At 71.9% G+C, this 21391-nt stretch carries 17 protein-coding genes and 1 pseudogene; 14 read left to right on the forward strand and 4 right to left on the reverse strand.

Going from position 1 to position 21391, the window contains the following annotated elements; all coding sequences use genetic code 11:
- Nucleotides 1-17: 17 nt before the first annotated feature.
- The 11 genes and pseudogenes from wecB to GFH49_RS40170 form a co-directional block, all read left to right on the forward strand.
- Complete coding sequence (gene wecB / locus GFH49_RS17280; RefSeq protein ID WP_155056786.1) at nucleotides 18-1106, forward strand: non-hydrolyzing UDP-N-acetylglucosamine 2-epimerase; 1089 nt, start codon at nucleotides 18-20, stop codon at nucleotides 1104-1106.
- Entirely contained in the window at nucleotides 1099-1752 is a 654-nt protein-coding gene (locus GFH49_RS17285) for a class I SAM-dependent methyltransferase (RefSeq protein WP_155056787.1), read from the forward strand. Before wecB ends, GFH49_RS17285 begins: the two co-directional genes overlap by 8 nt.
- Complete coding sequence (locus GFH49_RS17290; protein ID WP_155056788.1) at nucleotides 1749-3566, forward strand: hypothetical protein; 1818 nt, start codon at nucleotides 1749-1751, stop codon at nucleotides 3564-3566. The genes GFH49_RS17285 and GFH49_RS17290 overlap by 4 nt, the downstream gene beginning before the upstream one ends.
- Nucleotides 3563-5752, forward strand: a complete 2190-nt coding sequence (locus tag GFH49_RS17295; protein WP_155056789.1) for a glycosyltransferase — start codon at nucleotides 3563-3565, stop codon at nucleotides 5750-5752. The genes GFH49_RS17290 and GFH49_RS17295 overlap by 4 nt, the downstream gene beginning before the upstream one ends.
- Nucleotides 5753-5757: 5 nt before the next feature.
- Nucleotides 5758-6465 (forward strand): class I SAM-dependent methyltransferase, encoded by a 708-nt coding sequence (locus tag GFH49_RS17300; RefSeq protein WP_155056790.1) that lies wholly within the window; start codon nucleotides 5758-5760, stop codon nucleotides 6463-6465.
- 115 nt (nucleotides 6466-6580) lie between these two features.
- Nucleotides 6581-7201, forward strand: a complete 621-nt coding sequence (locus GFH49_RS17305; RefSeq protein WP_196218029.1) for an L-threonylcarbamoyladenylate synthase — start codon at nucleotides 6581-6583, stop codon at nucleotides 7199-7201.
- A 116-nt stretch (nucleotides 7202-7317) separates the two neighbouring features.
- Nucleotides 7318-8073: a dienelactone hydrolase family protein gene (locus GFH49_RS17310; protein ID WP_155056791.1), complete on the forward strand. Its 756-nt coding sequence runs from the start codon at nucleotides 7318-7320 to the stop codon at nucleotides 8071-8073.
- Nucleotides 8074-8288: 215 nt separating this feature from the next.
- Nucleotides 8289-9485 carry a glycoside hydrolase family 64 protein gene (locus GFH49_RS17315; protein WP_230396345.1) on the forward strand — a complete coding sequence of 399 codons (1197 nt, stop codon included), beginning with the start codon at nucleotides 8289-8291 and terminating at the stop codon, nucleotides 9483-9485.
- Nucleotides 9486-9694: 209 nt separating this feature from the next.
- Nucleotides 9695-10579, forward strand: coding sequence for an MHYT domain-containing protein (locus GFH49_RS17320; RefSeq protein WP_155056793.1), 885 nt, complete (start codon nucleotides 9695-9697; stop codon nucleotides 10577-10579).
- A 123-nt stretch (nucleotides 10580-10702) separates the two neighbouring features.
- Entirely contained in the window at nucleotides 10703-12205 is a 1503-nt protein-coding gene (locus GFH49_RS17325; RefSeq protein WP_155056794.1) for a metallophosphoesterase family protein, read from the forward strand.
- Nucleotides 12206-12319: 114 nt separating this feature from the next.
- Nucleotides 12320-12442 (forward strand): annotated as a pseudogene (locus GFH49_RS40170) (LLM class flavin-dependent oxidoreductase); the annotation flags it as partial.
- Nucleotides 12443-12473: 31 nt separating this feature from the next.
- On the opposite strand, the gene GFH49_RS17335 reads toward GFH49_RS40170, so the two are convergent.
- Nucleotides 12474-13439 (reverse strand): TauD/TfdA dioxygenase family protein, encoded by a 966-nt coding sequence (locus GFH49_RS17335; protein ID WP_155056795.1) that lies wholly within the window; start codon nucleotides 13437-13439, stop codon nucleotides 12474-12476.
- A 641-nt stretch (nucleotides 13440-14080) separates the two neighbouring features.
- Between GFH49_RS17335 and GFH49_RS17340 the strand changes: the two genes are divergently transcribed.
- The 3 genes from GFH49_RS17340 (at nucleotide 14081) to GFH49_RS40995 (ending at nucleotide 15755) form a co-directional block, all read left to right on the forward strand.
- Complete coding sequence (locus GFH49_RS17340; protein WP_155056796.1) at nucleotides 14081-14911, forward strand: aldo/keto reductase; 831 nt, start codon at nucleotides 14081-14083, stop codon at nucleotides 14909-14911.
- 82 nt (nucleotides 14912-14993) lie between these two features.
- Nucleotides 14994-15608, forward strand: a complete 615-nt coding sequence (locus GFH49_RS17345; protein ID WP_196218030.1) for a DNA polymerase ligase N-terminal domain-containing protein — start codon at nucleotides 14994-14996, stop codon at nucleotides 15606-15608.
- Nucleotides 15609-15623: 15 nt separating this feature from the next.
- The gene (locus tag GFH49_RS40995; protein ID WP_268867505.1) at nucleotides 15624-15755 is read left to right on the forward strand and encodes a hypothetical protein; all 132 of its coding nucleotides are present in this window, start codon (nucleotides 15624-15626) and stop codon (nucleotides 15753-15755) included.
- Between the two features lie 88 nt (nucleotides 15756-15843).
- Here GFH49_RS40995 and GFH49_RS17350 read toward each other — a convergent pair whose 3' ends face one another.
- The 3 genes from GFH49_RS17350 to GFH49_RS17360 all read right to left on the reverse strand — a co-directional run bounded on the left by GFH49_RS17350 (nucleotide 15844) and on the right by GFH49_RS17360 (nucleotide 21355).
- A complete protein-coding gene (locus tag GFH49_RS17350; RefSeq protein WP_155056798.1) occupies nucleotides 15844-17085 on the reverse strand; it encodes an MFS transporter in 1242 nt (413 codons plus the stop codon).
- A gap of 82 nt (nucleotides 17086-17167) precedes the next feature.
- The gene (locus GFH49_RS17355) at nucleotides 17168-17962 is read right to left on the reverse strand and encodes an alpha/beta fold hydrolase (RefSeq protein WP_155056799.1); all 795 of its coding nucleotides are present in this window, start codon (nucleotides 17960-17962) and stop codon (nucleotides 17168-17170) included.
- 207 nt (nucleotides 17963-18169) lie between these two features.
- Nucleotides 18170-21355 carry an ATP-binding protein gene (locus tag GFH49_RS17360; protein WP_155056800.1) on the reverse strand — a complete coding sequence of 1062 codons (3186 nt, stop codon included), beginning with the start codon at nucleotides 21353-21355 and terminating at the stop codon, nucleotides 18170-18172.
- Nucleotides 21356-21391 lie beyond the last annotated feature (36 nt).

Consider the following 21391-nt stretch of genomic DNA (forward strand, 5'->3'; position numbering starts at 1 on the left):
AGCGGAGAACCGACACCATGACCGGCCGCGTACTCCATGTCGTCGGCACCCGGCCCAACTTCGTCAAGGCGGCGCCGGTGGTCGCCGCCCTGCGCTCGGCCGGATGCGAGCAGGTGCTCGTCCACACCGGGCAGCACTACGACGAACGCCTGTCGGACGTCTTCTTCCGGCAGCTCGGCCTGCCCGCACCGGACACCGACCTCGGCGTCGGCTCAGGCAGCCACGCCCGGCAGACCGCCGAGCTGCTGACGGCGCTGGAGGCCGAACTGACGGCCCGCGCACCCGCTCTCGTCCTGGTCTACGGCGACGTGAACTCCACACTGGCCGGCGCCCTCGCCGCCGCCAAACTGGGCATACCGGTCGCGCATGTGGAGGCGGGCCTGCGCAGCTTCGACATGACGATGCCGGAGGAGGTCAACCGGCGCCTGGTGGACCAGCTGGCCGAGCTGCTGTTCGCGACCAGCCCGGAGGCCATCGGCCATCTCACCCGCGAGGGGGTGGACGTGGACCGTGTCCACCTCGTCGGCAACCCGATGATCGACACCCTGCTCACCCATCTGGACCTGTTCGACCCGGCCACCGCGCGTGCCGCTCACGACCTCCCCGAGCGCTATGGCGTGGTCACGCTGCACCGCCCCTCGAACGTCGACGATCCCGAAGCGGCCCGGGCCGCCGCCCTCGTCCTGACCGAGGCGGCCCGCCACCTCGACCTCGCCGTGCCGCTGCATCCGCGCGGCCGGCGGGCGCTGGAGGCAGCCGGCCTCTGCGGCGCTCCGGGCGTGCATGTGCTCGAACCGCTGGGATACGTCGAGTTCATGAGCCTGGTCCGGGGAGCCGCCGCGGTGATCACCGACTCCGGCGGTGTTCAGGAGGAGACCACCATCCTGGGCGTGCCGTGCCTGACCCTGCGCACCACCACCGAACGCCCGGTCACCGTCACCGACGGCACCAACCGCCTCGTCGGGCACGCCGAGTTGATTCCCGCGCTGTGCAAGGCGCTGGACGGCGGGCAGACGGCACGCGGAGAGGGCCCACCGCTGTGGGACGGCAAGGCGGGCGCCCGGATAGCCCGGATCGTCACCCAGTGGCTGGATCACCATGACTGACCCCGCAGCCACCCGGACGGCCGAACGCATCCGCGGGTACTGGGACTCCCGCCACCGCGAGCACGACGATCTCGCCTCCGGCGGTCACATCGGCCTCGACCACGCCGGGAACGAGATCTTCTACGCACAGCGGCTCGGCACCCTCCTCACCCTGATCGGCGACCTGTCCAGCCCGCAGGCACCGCTGTTCCTCCTCGACGCGGGGTGCGGCAAAGGGCACTTCGCCCGCGCGCTGGCCCGGTGCGGCCACCGCGTCGACGCCTTCGACGTGAGCGAGGAGGCCGTGACCCACGCCCGCGCCGACGGCGGTGGCCCGCGGTACGCGGTCGCGTCGCTCGCCGACTGGCGCAGCCCCTGGCCGTACGATGCCGTGCTCTGCGTCGACGTGCTCTTCCACGTCCTCGACGACACGGAGTGGTCCGCCGGACTGCGCAACCTCGCCTCCCTGGTCCGCCTCACCGGCCGGCTGATCGTCACCGACGAGGACACCGGGGAGCGCAGACCGCGCGGTGACTACATCGTGCACCGTCCGACGGCCGCGTACCGCGCGGAGCTCGAACCCCTCGGCCTGCGGCACACGCTGTTCCAGCCGTACGACTTCCGCGAGAACGAGGTCGGCTTCCACGTCTTCACAAGGACTAGATGATGCGCCTGACCGATCTGCTCCACCCACACCTGGACGGCGTCACGACGGTGGTCGACGCGACCACCGGCGGTGGACTGAACCTGGCGCCCTATCTGCACCTCCCGGACGGCGTCGCGCTGCGCGAGGCTGACGAAAGCCCCGTGGAGGCGGGCGAGTTGGTGCTGCTCTCGTACGGCCCGGACCCCGCTCTGCACGGCACCGAGGCCGACTGCCTCGCCGTACTGGAGCGGATGCGGCCCGGTGGGCGCGGCCTCATCGTGTTCGGGCACCCGGGGCCCGAACTCCCGTACCACCGCCTCCTGGACGCCCTGGTCACCCGGCACTGTCAGGTGCTGCGCGCCGTCCCGCTCGGCTATGTCCACCTTCGTGCGGGCGCCGTGTTCGCCCGCACGGACGAACTCCTGCCGCCGCACGACTGGTTCGGGCGACCGGTACCGTCCGAGGGCCTGCCCACGGCGCTGCGGACGGCGAGCGAGTACGTCCTCGCCGACCTGGCCGCCCGGTCCCTGCGGGTCCGCGTCCTGGACCTGGAGAAGGAAATCGAGGTGGCGGAACAGCGCCGTGTCGGAGCCCGGCAGGACGGGCTCGCCGACCGGCTGGCCGTCGCCGAGCGGGAGCGGGAGCGGCTGACGTCCGCGCTGCGCGCGGCCCGCGAGCGGGTCGATGTGCTGCGGGCGCGGGTGGCCATGCTGGAGGGCTCGACCTCGCTCCGGGTCGGGCGGGCGTTGGTGGCGGCGGCCCGTTCGCCCGGACGGGGGACGGCGCGGCTGCCCCGGGAGCTGTACGGGATGTGGCGGGGGCGGGCGAGGTCCCGGCCGCACGCGGCCGGGCGGAGTGCGCCGGGGACGGCGTCGCCGGAGGCGTTCGACGGCCGGTTCCACCTCGCCCACCGTGCCCTGGCCTCGGCGCCGCGTGACCGCCTGGTCGTCGCCGGCGTCCTCACGGACCGCACAGCCGAGGACTTCGCGGTGGACGCCGTGGTGAACCGTCTGCTGCCGCACGACGGGCGTCTGCTCGTGCAGCGCACCGATCCGGACGCCGTCGTCGTACAGCTGAGCGCCTGCACAGGCGACGGCCCCTGGTCGTCGGCGGGCACCGGCCTGGCGCCGGACCTGGACCGGCAGCTGGCCGAACTCCTCACCGAGGCACGGGCGTTGGGCCGGGCGGCCGTCCTGTGGCGGGACGCTCCCGCGGCCGGTGCCCCCGGCCTGACGCAGCTCGCCTGGGACGCCGTACTGGATGCGGACACCGGCGTACGTCTCGCCCGCCTCGATCCTCAGGTGTGCGGGCGGGACGGGCTCCGGGAGGCCTTCCTGCGGGACAGCACCCGGGGGCGGCTGGCGGAACTGGCGCGGCTGGCCGGCGGCCCGGACCCGCTGGCCGCGCGGCGCGTCGCCGTGCTGGCCGCGCCCGGCGACCGGGGCGAGGTGGCACGGCTGGCCGGCCAGGTGCTGGGGCAGATCCATCGCCCCGCCGAGGTCGTCGTCCCCGGTCCGGCGGGCGGCGTCCTCGACGAGCTGGCCGGCGCCGGTGTGACCGTCCGGGAAGGGCGGCCCACGGCGCCCTGGGTCGCGGACTGGACCGAGCTGTCCGTGGACCGTCCGGACACGCTGCTGCTGGACCTGATGTGCGCCCAGGAGCACTCCGGCGCCGACGCGGTCGGGCACACCGGGGCCGACGACGACTACGTCTTCGTACCGGCCCTGACCCCGCTGCTCGTCCGCCGGTCGCTGCATCTCGCCGGTACACCGCCCGAGGACTGGCTGGGCCTGGGGTACCGCCTGTTCGCCGTGCACGGGAAGGAGTCGTCATGAGCCGTACGCCACGTGCCCTCGTCTACGGCGATGTGGACCTCAACCTCATCGACGGCTCCGCGGTGTGGGCCCAGTCGGCCGTGGAGGCGCTGTCGGCGGCGGGCTGCGCGACCCGGCTGGTGCTCAAGGCCCCGGTGCGCACGGGCCGGCTGATCGACCCGATCGCCGGGCTGCCCGGGGTCGCGGTGGTCCGCCCGCACGAGGACCGTCTGCTGCCCGCCGTGCACGACCGCCCCCTGTCGCCGGTGCAGGCTTCGCAGGTGCTCGCCCTGCTCGACCGGGACGAGCCCTGCGATCTGCTGGTGCTGCGCGGCCGTCGGCTGGTCACGCGCGTGGTCGCCGACGGGCACTTCGACGGGCGGATCTGGGCCTACCTCACCGACATCCCGCAGTCGCCCGCCGAGATGACGGAGCAGGCCCGGGCAGATCTCACCCGTATCGCCGAAGCGTCCGCACAACTCCTCTGCCAGACCGAGGAGTTGCGCTGCTTCCTGGAGACCTGGGTGCCGGAGGCCTGCGGTCGCTGCCTGCTCACCCCGCCGGCCGTGCCCGACCCCGGCTTCACCGTGCCGGAACACGACCGCCCGCACGACCCCTTCCGCCTCGTCTACACCGGCAAGTTCGCGCCCCACTGGAACACCCTTCCCATGACCCGGCTGCCGGCGCTGCTCGCGGAGCGGGACATCCGAGCCGAACTGCACACCGTCGGCGACAAGATCCACCACGACCGCGCCGATCCGGGCTTCAGGGCGGCCATGGCACGGGCCCTGGACGGCGGCACCCCCGGCGTCACGCACCACGGCGGGCTGCCGCGTGCGGAGGCCATGCGTATCGCCGCCGACTGCGACCTGGGCCTGGGCTGGCGCGACCCCGTCCTCGACGCCAGCCTCGAACTGTCCACCAAGGTCCTGGAGTTCGGCACGCTGGCGCTGCCCGTCGTGCTCAACCGCACGCCCGCCCACGAGGCACTGCTCGGCTGCGACTACCCGCTCTTCGTGCCCGGACGTGCCGGACTCCCGGACGCGGTCGAAGCCGTCGCCCGTGCCGTGCGTGAGCCCGGGTCCCGGCTGCTGGCGGCCGACCGCTGCCGTCAGGCCGCCCGCCGGTACACGCTGCGGGGCGCGGCGGAGCGCTGGCGTGCCCACCTCGACCGGGCGTTCCCGGCCACGCCGGCCGCCGTCGCCCGCCGGTCGCGACCGCTGCGGGTCGGGGTCGCGGGCCACGACCTGAAATTCCTCACCCGGCTCCTCGACCACTTCCGCGCCCTGCCCGGCCTGGAGGTACGGCTGGACAGCTGGCCCGCGCTGGCCCGCCACGACCCGGCCGCGAGCCGGGAGCTCGCCGACTGGGCCGATGTGATGGTCGTCGAATGGTGCGGTCCGGCCGCCGTCTGGTTCAGCCGCCACAAACGGCGCGGCAGCCGGCTCGTCGTCCGGCTGCACCGGTTCGAGCTGGACGGCGACTGGCCGCGGCAGGTCGACATCGACGCGGTCGACCGGGTGGTATGCGTCAGCCCGTACTACGCCCGCCGCACCCGGGAGGTCACCGGCTGGCCCGAGTCCAAGATCACCGTCATCCCGAACTGGGTCGACACCGACCAGCTCGACCGGCCCAAGACGCCCGGCGCGCACTTCCGGCTCGGCATGATCGGCATCGCGCCCAGCCGCAAACGCCTCGATCTCGGCATCGACGTCCTGGAGAAGCTGCGGGCCCGAGACCTGCGCTGGCATCTGTCGGTCAAGTCCAAGCCGCCGTGGGAGTACTGGTGGATCTGGAACAAGCCCGAGGAACGCGAGCACTACGACGCCGTACTGCGCCGGATCCAGACCGCGCCGCTGCTCGAAGGGGCCGTCGTCTTCGACACGTTCGGGCCGGACGTGGCGAACTGGCTCCGGCGCGTCGGGCATGTGCTGTCGACCAGCGACGACGAGAGCTTCCACCTCTCCCCCGCCGAGGGCATGGCCTCCGGCGCCGTACCCGCGCTGCTGCCGTGGCCGGGGGCGGACGAGATCTACGACCGGCGCTGGATCCACGACAGCCCGGAGGCGATGGCGGAGGCGATCGCCCGGCTCGGGGAGCCGGAGCCCTGGCGGTCCGCCGGGGAGCTGGCCCGCACCCAGGTACGGCAGGCGTTCTCGCTGGAGCGGGTGGCGCGGTCCTGGTCCGACCTGCTGGTGAGCGGCTGACTCGGATGGCCACCCTGTGGGAGCTGATGCGCGACTGCATTCCCGGCGACCATGCCCGCCAGGTGACCTCGCGCCACTACCTCGACGAGGCCATGCGCTCTGCCGACGCCCCGGACCGGGTGATCGATCTCGGGTGCGGGCGCGGCGCCTCGGCCCGGCTGTTCCGCCGTCACGATCCGAAGGTGCGGTGGGTGGGGGTCGACATCCGCGACTCTCCCGAAGCGGCCCAGCGGCCGCCCGGAGACGACCCGGTGGTGTATTACGACGGCGTCCGCCTGCCCTTCCGCACGGACGGCGTGCCGTTGGTCTACTCGCATCAGGTCTTCGAGCACGTCGCGCGCCCGCGCGAGCTGCTCGCCGAGATCGGCCGGGTGCTGCGGCCGGGCGGACTGTTCATCGGCAGTACCTCGCAGCTGGAGCCGTACCACTCCTACAGCCTGTGGAACTACACACCGTACGGATTCCGGGTCCTGGTAGAGGAGGCCGGGCTGGCGCTGGAGGAGGTGCGGCCCTCGCTCGACGGGGTGGCGCTGATCATGCGGACCTACCACGGCCGGCCGTCGGAGTACGGGCGGTACTGGGAGGAGGAGTCCCCGCTCAACACGGAGATCGACACCTGGGCACGCCGGAGCCGCCGCCGGACGGCACTGGTGAACCTTCGCAAGCTCACTTTCTGCGGCCAGTTCGCGTTCCGCGCCCGCAAACCCCGGTGAGTCCGCGGCAATTCGGTCGCAGACCCCCGCGTGGCCGCGCGTCCCGGTGAGGGCGGCACACCGCCGAGTTCCGAGCCTGCGCGGACACCTCGGCGTGACGGCATAAGCTCGGCGGATGGCGAAGTACTTCGACGTGCACCCCGACAACCCCCAGCCGCGCACCATCACTCAGGTCGCCGACAGCGTCCGCTCGGGTGCGCTGATCGCTTACCCGACGGATTCCTGCTATGCCCTCGGCTGCCGGCTGGGCAGCCGCGACGGCATCGAGCGGATCCGTACGATCCGCCGGCTGGACGACCGGCACCACTTCACCCTCGTGTGCCAGGACTTCGCGCAGCTCGGGCAGTTCGTGCGCGTCGACAACGACGTGTTCCGCGCGATCAAGGCGTCGACGCCCGGCAGCTACACCTTCATCCTGCCCGCGACGAAGGAGGTGCCGCGGATGCTCCAGCACCCGAAGAAGAAGACGGTCGGCGTGCGCATCCCCGATCACGTGGTCACGCAGGCCCTGCTCGCCGAGCTGGGTGAGCCGCTGCTGTCCAGCACGCTGCTGCTGCCCGACGAGGACGAACCGATGACGCAGGGCTGGGAGATCAAGGACCGGCTGGACCACATGCTGGACGCGGTCGTGGACTCCGGCGACTGCGGGACCGAGCCGACGACGGTCATCGACTTCTCGGGCGGTGCGGCCGAGATCGTACGGCGGGGGGCGGGGGACCCCTCGCGGTTCGAGTAAGAAGCGGGTGAGGACCTGCCACGGGTCGCCTTAACCCAGCGTGCGACGATGGCCGAGGCCGGCCCCTCGCGCGGACCGGCCCCGCCGACTCCCCCATGCAGAGAGGCAGCCTCACCATGACCGCCGTACAGGGAACCATCGTCGACATCCCCACCGAGGACGGCACCGCGGACGCGTATCTCAGCCACCCGGTCGACGGGGGCCCGCATCCGGCGGTCCTGCTGTACATGGACGCCTTCGGTCTGCGGCCGGGGCTGAACGCCGTGGCCGACCGGCTGGCCGAGGCCGGATACACGGTGCTCGTACCGAACGTGTTCTACCGGCATGGGCGTGCGCCGGTCGTCGAGTTGCCGGAGTTCATCGACCTCGCGACGCGTCCGGAAATCTTCGAGCGCCTCCTGCCGATCATGCAGTCCCTGACGCCCGACGCGGCGATGGCTGACGCCGGCGTCTGGCTGCGCTGGCTCGCCGACTGCCCCGCGGCGGCCGACGGACCGGTCGCGATCACCGGGTACTGCATGGGCGCGGGTCTGGCTCTGCGCACCGCCGGAGCGCATCCGGAGCGGGTCGCGGCCGCAGCCGGTTTCCACGGCGGACGGCTGGCGAGCGACAGCCCGGACAGTCCGCACCTGATGGCCGAGCACATCACCGCCGAGCTGTACTTCGGCCACGCCGACGAGGACCCGGCGCTGCCTGCCGAGCAGATCAGGCGCCTGGAGGACGCGCTGACCGCGGCCGGCGTCCGCCACCGGTGCGAGGTCTACCCGGGCGCACGGCACGGGTTCACCCAGGCCGACACCTCCTCGTATCAGCGCGAGGGGGACGAGCGGCACTGGGCGGCGCTGCTCGACCTGCTCAAGCGCACCTTCTGAGGGCCTCTGTCTGAGGACGTCTTTCCCGAGGGCGCCCTGGACGCCTTTCCCGAGGACGGCGGCACGCGCGCGTGCCGCCGTTTTCCGCGCCAAGTGTTGACATGCCCGCGTCGCAGCGCAACGCTGAGAGCGCTCTCAGAACAGGTACAGACCAAACACCCCACACCGAGACTCCCCGATTCCCCTCAAGTGGCCCCCACACACGGAGGTGGAGAGTGCTACGACGTCCAGCCCACCGGTTCCCGGCCCTGGCCGCGACGGCCGCGCTGCTCGGCGCGCTGCTCGTGTTCGGCGCACCGTCGCCCGCACGGGCGGTGCCCGACACGATCCCCCTGAACATCACCAACGACTCCGGCCGCGGCGAGCCGGTCTACGTCTACAACCTCGGCACCTCGCTGACGACGGGCCAGCAGGGCTGGGCGGACGCGAACGGCACGTTCCATCCGTGGCCCGCCGGCGGCAACCCGCCGACGCCCGCGCCGGACGCCTCGATCGCCGGACCTGCCGCGGGTCAGTCGATGACGATCCGGATCCCCAAGTTCTCGGGGCGGATCTACTTCTCGTACGGACAGAAGCTCGTGTTCCGGCTGACGACCGGCGGCTTGGTGCAGCCGGCCGTGCAGAATCCGAGCGACCCGAACCGCGACATCCTCTTCAACTGGTCCGAGTACACACTCAACGACTCCGGGCTGTGGCTCAACAGCACCCAGGTCGACATGTTCTCCGCCCCGTACGCGGTGGGCGTCCAGCGCGCCGACGGCAGCACGAGCACGACCGGGCACCTCAAGGCGGGCGGTTACGACGCGGTGTTCGACGGACTGCGCGGACAGGCGGGCGGCTGGGCCGGTCTGGTCCAGACGCGTTCCGACGGCACCGCGCTGCGGGCCCTGTCTCCCGGTCACGGGGTGGGCACCGGTGCCCTGCCGGCGACCGTGATGGACGACTACATCGATCGCGTCTGGCAGCGGTACACCGGCTCCACGCTGACGGTGACGCCGTTCGCCGACCAGCCGGACACCAGGTACTTCGGACGGGTCTCGGGCGGAGTCATGAACTTCACCGACGGCTCCGGGGCCGTCGTCACCAGCTTCCAGAAGCCGGACGCGGACAGCGTCTTCGGCTGCCACAAGCTGCTCGACGCTCCCAACGACCAGGTGCGCGGGCCGATTTCACGCACTCTGTGCGCGGGCTTCAACCGTTCCACGCTGCTCGTCAACGCGAACCAGCCGGACACCTCGTCGGCGAACTTCTACCAGGACGGGGTGACCAACCACTACGCCCGGATCATCCACGCGCAGACGGCCGACGGGAAGGCGTACGCCTTCGCCTTCGACGATGTCGGCCACCACGAGTCACTCGTCCACGACGGCAATCCGCAGCAGGCGTATCTCACGCTGGATCCGTTGAACTGAGCCCAGCCCGGCGTCGGGCTCAGCACCCGGCCGCCTCACCGGAACCACGAAAAGCGGGGCCCGTGGCCGGTTTTCGGTCATTGGTTACGGGGGTCAACTACCGGTATTCCAGAATCGACGAGCGAACCGCCGGTAAGGGTTGCTTTTACGTGCCCGTTACCCGTAGACCTTGCCTCCACAATCACCGTGACTCTGGGGGGAGTTAGGGAATGGAAGGCACGGTTGACGGGTTCCGCTACGGTGCGGTGACCCCGGTGGCGGCCTATGTCATGGCCTGCCTGGGAGGGGCGCTGGGGCTGCGCTGCATCGTCCGGTCCCTGCTCAACGGAGAGTCGTGGAAGCCGGGTTGGCTGGCGCTGGGCGCCGCGTCGATCGGCTGCGGCATCTGGACGATGCATTTCATCGCCATGATCGGCTTTCAGGTCGAGGAGATCCGGATCGGCTACGACGTGGGTCTGACCGTTCTCAGCCTCGCCGTCGCCGTTGTCGTCGTCGGCATCGGCGTCTTCATCGTGGGCTACCGCGGCGCCGGCAAGGTCACGCTGTCGGTCGCGGGCGCCATCACCGGTCTCGGGGTCGCCGCGATGCACTACTTGGGCATGGCCGCGATGCGGCTCAACGGCAGCCTCCACTACGACGCTTTCACCGTCGTCCTCTCCGTACTGATCGCGATCTTCGCCGCGACGGCGGCACTGTGGGCGGCGGTCACCATCCGGGGCTTCCTCGCCAGCCTCGGCGCGAGCCTCGTGATGGGCGTGGCCGTGTCCGGGATGCACTACACGGGCATGGCCGCGGTAGGTGTCCATCTGCACGGCAACCCCGAGGCCTCCTGGGCCGGCGACTCGCCCACCTCGCTGCTCCTTCCCATGCTCGTGGGGCCGTTCATCTTCCTCGTGCTGGCCGGAGTGGTCGTGATGTTCGACCCGCTGCTGGTGCTGGGCGACGGCGAGTGGAACCACCCGACCCGCAAGGAGGCCGCCGCCCCACCGAAGCCCGCAGCGGCACGCCCGGACCCCTTCGCCGAGGCGCGGGAAGGCCCCGTACGGCACCGCCCGGAACCCCAGGTGACCCCGCCCAGCCGCCGCCAGTGGTGAACGGCGCCTGGACGGGGGCGGGTTCGGGCCGGAACGCCGGCGGCCGGCTCCCCGTCGCGCACACAGCCCCGGCACACGACAGCGCTTTCGATACACCGCCCCGATCATTGTTACGGTTCACCGGTGTCTGACTCTTCACGCGATACCGCCGAAGGCGCCGGCTGGGGCAGCGCCGAACCCGGCCTGTACCGGCGGCTGATGCCGTCCAAGGTCGAGAAGATCTCGTGGCTCGACCCGAGAATGCTGTGGGCCGCTCGCAACGGTGTGCTGGCCTCCTGGTTCGGTGACCCGACGGGCGGGACCCGCAGCCGATGGGTGGCGCAGCGGGCGGCGGCCGGGGTGCCCGCCGACAAGGTGATCCGGCGCGACGATCCGGACCGGTTCTCGTTCCTGGTGATCGGCGACACGGGTGAGGGCGACGATCCCCAATACGCCGTCGTACCGGGCCTGTTGAAGGCCGGTCAGGACACGCGGTTCGCCGTCGTCGCCAGCGACGTGATCTATCCGGTGGGCAGCGCCGACGACTACGGCACGAAGTTCTTCCGCCCGTACCAGGACTACCAGGCACCGATATACGCGATACCCGGCAACCACGACTGGTACGAGGACCTCGCCGCGTTCATGCGCGTCTTCTGCGACGACGCCCCGCCCCTCACGCCCGAGCCGCGGCCCCGCCCGCTCAGCCGGGCCTGGCTGCGGTCGCTGCTGTGGCACCGGCCCCGCCCGAAGGACGGCCAACGCCTCGCCGAGGCCAGGACGTTGCGCTCCTCCCCCGCCCAGCAGGCCGTCCAGCCCGGCCCGTACTGGGCGATCGACACCGGACCGGTGCGGATCATAGGCATCGACACGGGCCTGCTCGGCACCCTCGACGCCGAACAGGGTGCCTGGCTGCGGGAAGTGTCCCGGGGCCCCCGCCCCAAGATCCTCGTCACGGGCTCGCCCCTCTACGTGGACGGCGAGCACGAGCCCTGCGCGATCGACGGCGGCGGCACGGTCGACGACATAGTCCGCGATCCCGCCCATCACTACGTCGCGGCGATCGGCGGCGACATCCACAACTACCAGCGCTACCCGGTGCCGGTGGACGGCCGCACCATCCAGTACATCGTCGCGGGCGGCGGCGGTGCCTTCATGCACGCGACGCACACCATCCCGCGCGTCGACATCGCAGGCGTCACCGAGAACGAGTTCCGCTGCTACCCGCTGCGCGGCGACTCCCTGGCCTTCTACAGCAAGCTGTACGGGCGCCGGCTGCGCCTGCGCCGCTTCTTCACCCTCACCGAGGCCGAGGCGACGGCCGTCGTCGCCGAGCGGCTGGAGTTCCGGCCGGGGCGCGCAGCCGCGCCGGAGATCCGCACCACCCGGCGCACCCGTCTGGTCGCCGGGCTGCTGGGCACCGGGAGCCGACCGGACCGGGCCAAGCGGTTCCGTCTCCCGGTGCGGAAGATCTACACGCAGCTGTTCTCGCCGAGTTCGGCGACGTACAGCCCGCCGTTCTTCAAGTGCTTCCTGCGCCTGGACGTCACCCCGGAGTCGGTACGGCTGCGCTGCTACGCCGCGACCGGCAACCGTGCCCAGGAGACCGACCCGCCGATCGAGGACGAGGTCACGATTCCCCTGCTCTGAGGCCCTCGGACGGGAACACCGCCGGGCGCGTTCCGGTTCTTCGACGCGGGCGGCATCTCGTCCCCCGCCGCCGTCCTGGCCGCCGCCTCGCAGCGCGCGCCCGCCGGATCGAGCGTGTTCGCGCCCGGCCTCGTCGGTACCGGCGCGGAGACCGCCGAACGGCCGCGCGCGCACGCCGCGTTCCGTGAAGTCGACGGGGTCGCGTTCGCGCTGCCGTTCGCCTTCGAGCACGAGGACTCACGAGGACTACGTCGGCCGCCGCCCGGCCTCACCAACGCCCGGGCCGGGTCCCGGCGATGGGCTCGGACGGCTTGCCGTCGACCCCGACCGGCACGTCACCGGCCAGCATCACCCGGTGCATGATCCGCGGGAAACCGAGGTGGGCGTTGTCGCTGGGCGCCAGGTGGATGGTGGCCCGGTTGTCCCAGAAGGCGACGCTGCCCGGCTCCCAGCGGAAGCGGACCGTGTACTCGGGCCGGACCGCCTGCTCCAGCAGCATGTCCAGGATCGCCCGGCTCTCGGCCCGGGAGATGTCCGCGATCTGCTCCAGGTAGTAGCCGTTGACGAACAGCACCCGCTCGCCCGTCTCCGGGTGGACACGCACCAGCGGGTGCACCGAGGCGACCTGATGATCCAGCAGATGCCGGACGTACGCGTCGTCGCCCGGCCGCGGCTGATACCCGACACCCAGCCGGTGCTCGGCCCTCAGCCCGTCCACGAACTCCCGGACCGGCGCGGACAGTCCGGCATACGCGGCCGCCAGGTTGGACCACGTGGTGTCGCCCCCGTACGGCGGGACGGCCTCGGCCCGCAGGATCGTCGCGGCGGGCGGGTCGACACGGGCACCGTGGTCGCAGTGCCAGCCCCGCAGCAGGGTGTGCCGGCGGCGCTGCAGCCACTCCTCGTGCTCCATCCCGAACCGTCCGCCCAGCTCCAAGCGGTCGGCGGTCGTCTCGATCTCCGGGACATCGGGCGGCGAGGCCTTCCCTCGCCGCCCGAGCACGACGAGTTCACCGAACCGCCGTGCGAACGCCACATGTCCGGCGTGGTCCAGTTCCTGCCCGCGGAAGAACACCACCTTCCAGCGCAGTACGGCCGCCCGGACCGCGGCCACCTGGGCGTCGTCCAGGTCTCCGGCCAGGTCGACGCCTGTGATCTCGGCTCCGATGTGTCCCGCGACGGGGTTCACCTCGATGCCCGCCGCGGTCCCGTCCGTGGTCCTGTCCGTCGTCATGCGCGCTCCGATGGTCGGTCGTTCGAGTCCGTCAAAGATCGTGACAGCATTTGCTGTGCGTGGCGACAGGACCTCGTACGGTCATCCGCGCGCCGTGCGTGCGGGTTTCGGCGCCGTCCGGCGGTGGATCGGGCCGCCGGGCGGGTACCAGCCCGCCTGCCTGCGCACCGCCGGCGACGGATCGTCGTCCCGTGCGCGGACCAAGGCGGCGCGGGCGTCCGGGCTGCTGTGCACCCGCAGGGCGCCGAGCTCGACCGCTCAGGCCCTGACCCGGGGGGCCGCGACGTGATGCAGGAATCCGTACGGCACGCGGCTGCACGATGTCGGCCGGGGGACGGCACACGACCGCGCCGGGCTCGCACCGCTCGCAGGACAGCGCGTGCAGGGCGGCCACGCGGACCGCGCGTCGGGGTCGCCGAGCAGGGCCGTCAGATTGTCCATCGCTTCGGGGACGACGAGTTCGCCGGCCATCCGGGCCGCGCCGGAACAGTTCGCGGAAAGCGTCGGGACGCCGTGGCTCGGAGCCGAGTGCGCTGACGAGGGCGTCGGCGGAGGTGCCGGCCGTCGCCATCTCCGTGCCCGACCCGGCGCGGAATCGCATACTGGCTGGTGAACGACACAGTCAACGGGAAGGTCCGACCGTGCTCAGCATCCCGGCGCACACGCTCAACGACGGTACGAAAATCCCCGCCATCGGTCTGGGCACCTGGCCGATGAACGACGCGCAGGCCGAGCAGGCGGTCGGCACCGCGCTGGAGATGGGCTACCGGCTCGTCGACACGGCGACGAACTACCGCAACGAGACCGGAGTCGGCCGGGGCGTCGCGACCAGTGGCGTGCCCCGTGCGGAGGTCGTGGTGACCACGAAGCTGCCGGGACGGCACCACGGCTACGAGGAGACCCTCGCCTCCTTCGAGGAGTCACGCAGCCGGCTCGGCCTGGACTACGTCGACCTGTATCTCATCCACTGGCCGCTCCCCCGGGTCGACAAGTACGTCGATTCGTGGAAGGCCATGATCAAGCTGCGCGAGGAGGGCCTCGTGCGGTCGATCGGGGTCTCCAACTTCACGGCCGGGCACATCGAACGGCTGGAGAAGGAGACCGGGGTCCTGCCGTCCGTGAACCAGATCGAGCTGCATCCGCTCTTCCCGCAGGAGGACCTGCGGGCCTTCCACGCCGGGAAGGGCATCGTCACCGAGAGCTGGAGTCCGCTGGGCCGTGGCTCCCAGCTGCTGGACGATCCCGTCGTCACCGGCATCGCCGCGGCGCACGGGGTGCGGCCGGGCCAGGTCGTGCTGCGCTGGCACACCCAGCTGGGCGCCCTGCCCATCCCGAAGTCGGCGAGCCCGGAGCGGCAGCGCGAGAACCTCGACGTCTTCGGCTTCGCACTCGATGACGCGCAGCTGGCGGCACTCGCCGACCGCGCTCACCGGCGCCTGGGCGGGGACCCCGAGGTGCACGAGGAGTTCTGAATCAGCTCCGTCGAGGAGGGGTACTCGGGCCCGTGCGCCGCCGCGGGCCGCGCGGTGCGGGGTGTCCGGGAAGGAGTCGCAGGTGGGAGAGCACGAACGGCTGCGGGACTACCGCGGCAAGCGCCATTTCGACCGGACCCGTGAGCCCGAGGGCCGCCGGGCGCCCTCAGGCGGGGAGCCCCGGTTCGTCGTCCAGATCCATGACGCGAGCACCCTGCACTTCGACTTCCGGTTGCAGGTGGACGACGTACTGAAGTCGTGGGCGGTGCCGAAGGGGCCGTCAGCGGATCCCAAGGACAGGCGGCTGGCCATGCCGACGGAGGACCACCCGCTGGAGTACGAGGAGTTCGAGGGCGTCATCCAGGAGGGCGAGTACGGCGGCGGGGCCGTGATCGTGTGGGACCGCGGCACGTACGAGCCCCTCAGCCACGACCGGAAGGGGAGGCCCGTGGACTTCGAGGAGTCGCTGGCGCGCGGTCACGCCACGTTCCGGCTCAACGGCTCGAAGCTGCACGGCGAGTACGCGCTCACCCGCTTCCGCGGCAGGAAGGACGACGGCGAGGGGGAAGCCTGGCTCCTGGTGAAGGCGTCCGGCGGACGGGCCCGTGGGCACGGCACCCCGGATCCCCGCCGGGCCCGCTCGGCCCGCACCGGCCGCACTCTCGCCCAGGTCGCCGCGGACGGCCGTGAGGAGTGAGCGGGGTGAGCGGGGGTGCCCGGCCTGGCGGATCAGATCTCCCGCTACGGCGGGTTCACGACTGAGCCGATGCCCGATGAGCTGGAGCAGTTCTTCCGCCTTGACCGGACGACGGTCCCGGCGGACGCCACCCGGGCGGTGGGGTGAACGTGCTGACCGGGCCCGGTCGGACTCGGCATCCGCCGCCTCGCCGTACTCGGCGAGGCGGCGGAACTGCTCGTCGTCCCGCGCTTGTTCAGACACGAACAGGAACGGGCGTCGGCTTCAGCCGGGCGACGGTCACGACGTACAGCAGCAGGCCGGCGGTGGTGAGAACGAAGCCGGCCCAGACGGTGGACAGGGTCCCCCAGCCGGCGTCGAGAACGACCGCGCCGCCGATCGCGCCGAGAGAGTTGGCCAGGTTGAGGGCGGCCAGGTTGAGCGTTCCCATCAAGGCCGGGGCGTCCGGTGCGACATCGGTCAGCCGGACCTGGATGGTGGGGATCGCGAACATCATGGTGGCACCGACGCCGAACAGGCAGGGCAGCAGAACCACCAGGTCGCTGCCGGCCACGCCGATCAATGCCAGGAGCGCCAGAACACCCCCGTAGCCCCAGATCAGACCGCGGCTCTCGTACCGGTCGGCGACACGTCCGCCGACCTGGTTGCCGACCGCCATGCCGAGGCCGAAGACGGCGAGCGCGATCGGGATGAGCGAGGAGTCCCGCTGTGCCGCGTCGGTGACGAAGGGGCCGATGAACGTGTAGACGGCGAAGATGCTGGAGATGCCGAGCGCCGCGACGGTGACCATGAGCCAGACGGCCGGCCGTCGGAGGGCGCCCAGTTCGCTCGTGATGGAGCTGCCGCGCAGGTCGTCGGTGCGCGGCAGCCAGGCCATCAGGGCTGCTCCGGCGAGCAGTCCGACCGCGACCACGGTCCAGTACATGGCACGCCAGCCGGCGTTCTGGCCGATGAAGGTGCCGAGTGGCGACCCGGCGATGGTGGCGACGGTGAGGCCTCCCATCACGGTGGCGAACGCCTTGCCGCCCCTGCCCGGGCCGTACGCGTACGCGGCGACGACGGCCCCGGCGCCGAAGAACGCCCCCTGCACGCTGCCTGCGACGAACCGGAAGGCGACGAGCAGCGCGATGTTCGTCGCCAGGGCGGAGAGCGCGTTGCCGATCAGGAACAGCACGATCAGACCGAGCAGCAGAGTGCGCCGGTTGACCCTGGCCGCCAACAGGGTGATCGCCGGAGAGCCGACCATCACCCCGAAGGCGTATGCGGTGATCGCGTATGTCGCGACCGGAACAGACACGTCCAGGTCGGACGCGATCAGCTGGATGATGCCGTTGCTGCCGAACTCGCCGGTGCCGATCGCGAAGGTGCCCAGCGCCAGCGCGAACAAGGTGAGCTTGGGATTGCGGATGGTCGAGGCCGCGGAGGTGTGCCGGTTCTCCTCGGCGGCGCACTGCCCGTCGTACGCATGGTGGTGCATCGGCTCGTCCTTTCCGGTCCAGGGAATCGACTGTCGGGCGTGTGGGGCCCACCGCCGTACGGTGGCTGCCTCCTCGGCCGGATCAGCCTGCGGCGCGCTTGATGAGGTCGGCCGTCACGGCGGGGTGCGAGATCATCGCGACATGCGAGGCGCTGACTTCCCGGACGTGCGCGTCGGCCCGCTGCGCCATGAACCGCTGCGCCACGGCGGGCAGTACCCGGTCGTTGCGGGCCACGAGGTACCAGGACGGAATGGTCCGCCAAGCCGGGGCCGCGGAGGGCTCTCCCAGGGTGCGGGTGTCGGCCGGTCGCTGGCCGGCCCACATCAGCTCGGTGGTCGCCCGCGGCACGTCGGCGGCGAAGACGTCCCGGAAGACTTCCCTCTTGATGTAGCCGTCGACCAGGCCGCCGCCGTAGGGACGGAAATCGAGCGCGGCCTCGTTGAGCCGGCTTCCCGGGTACCGGGTCTGCAGGTCCAGCAGCGTCTCACCGTGATCCGGCATGAACGCCGCCACATAGACCAGCGCCGTCACGTTCGCGTTGCCGGTCGCGGCGTTCGTGCTGACGATGCCTCCGTAGGAGTGCGCCGCCAGCACCACCGGTCCGTCGATGGTGGCCAGGATCCCGGCCAGGTATGCGGAGTCGGAGGACACGCTGCGCAGGGGGTTGGCCGGTACGAGGACCGGGAAGCCGTCGCGGATGAGCCGGTGGGCGACGTCGTTCCAGCCGGAGGCGTCGGCGAACGCGCCGTGCACGAGCACGATTGTCGGCTCGGGGCCGTGCGCCGAGGTGTGTGCCTGCGCGGCCGTCGTACTGAGCACACTGCCGGCCGCGATCGCGGCGGACCCGGCCAGCAAGGTACGGCGAGTGGTCGTCATCAGTACACGCCCCTTTGGATGAACTGCTCCGTGAAGTGATGGTGGGTGAGCGTAGGGCGGGGTTGTTGACGTGCCCTGGACGGTGCCTGGGGGCGTGTGGAACGGCACGTCCACGCGCAGTCCAGTCCTCGTCAAGTGGGTGGACCGGGTCGTGCCGTGTGCGCCGGTCGGCTCACTCGCCGACGGCCGACGTCATGAACGCGGATGTCAGCGGGATGTGCTGTCCGTCAGGCCGGCCATCAGTTCCTCGGCGCGGTGGGTGAACAGGTGGGCCTCGCGCTCGACGGACAGTGCGTGCGCCCGCTCGGCAACGGCCCGAAGGGTGGCGACCGGCTCACCACGTGCCTGGAGCACCCTCGCCCGGAGCAGAAGCAGCAGGCTTTCGGCGTAGCGCTGGCCATACTTGTCGATGGCCGAGTCCGCCCGGTCGAGCGCGGCGACGGCCTCGTCGAGCTTTCCGGCCGCCAGCCACATCTCGCCGAGGAGGCCGTACCAGGTGGCCAGGCCCGAGCGTGGCGGGTCGGAGAGCGACCGGACGATCAGGTCCTGCGCCTCCGCGGCGGCGCCGGCCGGGTCCTCGCCGGTCACGGCGCGCGCCCAGCAGCGGGCCAGCCGTTGGTAGCCGCCCAGGAAGCCGAACGAGAACGCGGGGTCCACGGCGATCCCGCGCTCGGCGGAGCGCAGCGCCCGCACCGGGTCGCCGATCAACGCGGCGACCCTTGCGGAGTAGGTCGCCCATACCGTGATCACGTAGGGATCGTCTCCCGCGGCGGCCTCCATCGTGTCGAGCAGGGCCAGCGCCGCGTCGGTGTCCCCGTGCAGCGCGGTCATCATCGCGAGCATCCCGACCCCGATCAGCCGCAGATCACGCCGTAGCGGGTCCTCCTCCTGATGGGCCAGGTCGTCCAGCACGGTCCAGTTGGTCCGGCTCAGGTACCGGAACGCCTCGCCGATGTTGCCGACCCCCCACTGGTGGATGCCCCAGGCGTACCAGCCATAGGTGCGCACGGCCGGGTCGTCGGACGCCTCGCCCTGCTCCAGCAGCCGGCGGGCCAGCCGGCCGGCGCGGTCCAGTTGCAGGCCTTGGGCGTAGGCGGCCCAGCGGGAGTAGAGGAAGGCGGCGGCCTCCCGTTCCCGGTCGAGTCCACGGGAAAGGTGTTCGGCCCGCTCCAGCAGGTCGACCGCCGAACCCACGTATCCCGCCCGCATGCCGTCCACCGCGGTGAACAGTGACAGGGCAGTCAGCTCCAGCTCCGCCAGGCCCGCCGTCCGTGCCACCTGCGCCGCCGAGTGCAGCTGGCGCGCGGCTGCCTCAAGGGCCAGCTTGGCCGCCGCGCAGCGGCCGGCACGGACGAGCGCGCCCGCGGTTCGGGCCGGATCCGCGAGCGGGCCGGCGGACCACAGGTGATGGGCGAGGCGCTCGGCCACCAGCTCGGCGTCCGCGGCCCTCTGCTCCAGGGAGTCGGCGACCAGCAGGTGCAGCCGGGCCGCGCGCGGCGGCGATATGTCCTCGGCCACCGATTCGCGTACCAGGTCGTGCGGAAAGCCGAACGAGTACGGGTCCCCGGGCAAAGGTTCGAGCAGGCCGAGCCCCGCGCACGACTCAATGCCGTTCAGACACGTCTCGTAGTCCAGACCGGCGGTGCGGGCCAGGAGAGCGAGGTCGACGGTACGGCCGATCAGCGCGGCGATCTGCAACAGGTTCCTGGCGTCCTCCTCCCCCAGTGCGGTCATCCGGTCGCGGACGACGTCCCGGACGGTGGCCGGCACCGCGGTCCGGGCCGCGCCGGCCTTCGTGAGGACATCGCCGTCGGCGAGAAGCCGGGACAGCTCGCGGACGAAGAAGGGGTTACCCGCGGTGCGGGTGTGGATGAGGCGGGTGACACCCGGGCCCGGGTCCCGGCCCGTCTCACGGCGGATGAGTTCGGCCACCTCGGCCGGGACGAGCGGGCCGAGCGGGATCCTGCGGTGACGGGGCAGCCGACTCGCCGCGGCGAGCATCCGCCCCAGGTCAGAGCTCGGCGCGGGCGCACGGTCACGGAGCGCCCCGATCACGACGGTGCCGTCCGGCAGCCGAGTCATCAGGTGACTGAGCAGATCCAGCGAGGCGGCGTCGGCCCACTGAAGGTCGTCGACCACGAGCACCACAGGTCGCCGCGCCGCTGTCTGACGCACGAGCGCGACAGCCTGCTCGAAGAAGCGGAACTGGACGCCGCTGTCCGGCAGCACCGACGTCGTGTGGCCGCTGCCGTGCGGTGTCACGAGACGACCGAGTTCGCCCGCGTGCCAGTCCTCCCGTGCTGCGGCCGGCATGTCGTCCAGGAGTGCGCTGACGACCTGCACCCACGGCCACATCGACGGCGTGCCGTCCCCCGGCAGGCAATGGCCCCAGACGACGAGCGCGCCACGCCGGTCGGCCTCGGCACCGGCTTCCTCCAGCAGGCGCGTCTTGCCCACTCCGGGTTCTCCCTCGACGACCACGAGCCCCGTCGAGCCGGCGAACGCCGATTCCACCGCATGCCGCACCATCGCCAGTTCCTCGCCCCGGCCGACCAGGCAGTCGGCGGTCGACGCCGCGGGGGTGGGTGCCGCCGCCCGCTCGTGGGGCATGTGCTCAGCCGGCGCCCGTTCCAGCACGCGCAGGTGGGCGGCCATCAGCGCCGGGCCGGGATCGATGCCCAGTTCCTCGGCCAGCCGGGCGCGGACGGTCCGGAACGCCGACAGCGCTTCGGCGGGCCGGCCGGCGGCGGCCAGGGCAGCGATGAGACTCGCCTGCACCGTCTCGTGCAACGGCGCCATCCGGGCGGCCATGTGCAAGGACGGGAGCACACGTTCCGGCCGGCCGAGCGTTATCGCCAACTCGGCCGCCGCCATGCAGGCGTGGCGGAACTCGTCGTCCAGCCCGGCGAAGATCGCCATCCCGGTCGAACCGTGGGCGACCCCGTCTCCGGCCGAGCCGTGCCAGAGCCCCACGGCCTCCAGGTACCCGTCGAGCGCCGCATCGAGCCGCTGCTCCACGACGCCGCGCCCGGCGGCGTCGACGAGTTCACGGAACCTGACGACGTCCAGTGTCCCGGAGTCGGCCACGAACAGGTAAGCGCTACCGCGACGCTGCAGATACGAGCCGGCTTCACGCGCGGGCAGCGCCGGCTCCAGCAGCCGCCGCAGCGCGCCGACGTACTTCTGGAGAATGTTGACCGCCGAGGCCGGGACGCCCTCGGCCCAGATGAGGTCGAGCAACTCGCTCATGCTGACCGGCTCGCCCGCACGGGCGAGGAGAACGGCGAGCAGATACGCCTGCTGCGGAGGCCCGGCGTCCAGTTCCACACCGTCGCGCCAGACCCGTAACGGACCGAGAACCTGCAGACGCAGAGACGCGCCGGAGGAAGCCATTCCTTTTCCCATTCCCAGTGCCGGTCCGCCCTCGCC

Source organism: Streptomyces blattellae (genome assembly GCF_009709555.1).
Taxonomy (GTDB): Bacteria; Actinomycetota; Actinomycetes; order Streptomycetales; family Streptomycetaceae; genus Streptomyces; species Streptomyces blattellae.

Excerpts from the sequence above, each read along its gene's own strand:
- GFH49_RS17350 (WP_155056798.1), bottom strand. The coding sequence starts at position 17,085 with ATGCACCACCATGCGTACGACGGGCAGTGCGCCGCCGAGGAGAACCGG.
- GFH49_RS17360 (WP_155056800.1), bottom strand. The coding sequence starts at position 21,355 with ATGGCTTCCTCCGGCGCGTCTCTGCGTCTGCAGGTTCTCGGTCCGTTA.
- GFH49_RS17285 (WP_155056787.1), top strand. The coding sequence starts at position 1,099 with ATGACTGACCCCGCAGCCACCCGGACGGCCGAACGCATCCGCGGGTAC.
- GFH49_RS17290 (WP_155056788.1), top strand. The coding sequence starts at position 1,749 with ATGATGCGCCTGACCGATCTGCTCCACCCACACCTGGACGGCGTCACG.
- GFH49_RS17355 (WP_155056799.1), bottom strand. The coding sequence starts at position 17,962 with ATGACGACCACTCGCCGTACCTTGCTGGCCGGGTCCGCCGCGATCGCG.
- GFH49_RS17305 (WP_196218029.1), top strand. The coding sequence starts at position 6,581 with ATGGCGAAGTACTTCGACGTGCACCCCGACAACCCCCAGCCGCGCACC.
- GFH49_RS17300 (WP_155056790.1), top strand. The coding sequence starts at position 5,758 with ATGGCCACCCTGTGGGAGCTGATGCGCGACTGCATTCCCGGCGACCAT.
- GFH49_RS17295 (WP_155056789.1), top strand. The coding sequence starts at position 3,563 with ATGAGCCGTACGCCACGTGCCCTCGTCTACGGCGATGTGGACCTCAAC.
- GFH49_RS17335 (WP_155056795.1), bottom strand. The coding sequence starts at position 13,439 with ATGACGACGGACAGGACCACGGACGGGACCGCGGCGGGCATCGAGGTG.
- GFH49_RS17320 (WP_155056793.1), top strand. The coding sequence starts at position 9,695 with ATGGAAGGCACGGTTGACGGGTTCCGCTACGGTGCGGTGACCCCGGTG.
- GFH49_RS17310 (WP_155056791.1), top strand. The coding sequence starts at position 7,318 with ATGACCGCCGTACAGGGAACCATCGTCGACATCCCCACCGAGGACGGC.
- wecB (WP_155056786.1), top strand. The coding sequence starts at position 18 with ATGACCGGCCGCGTACTCCATGTCGTCGGCACCCGGCCCAACTTCGTC.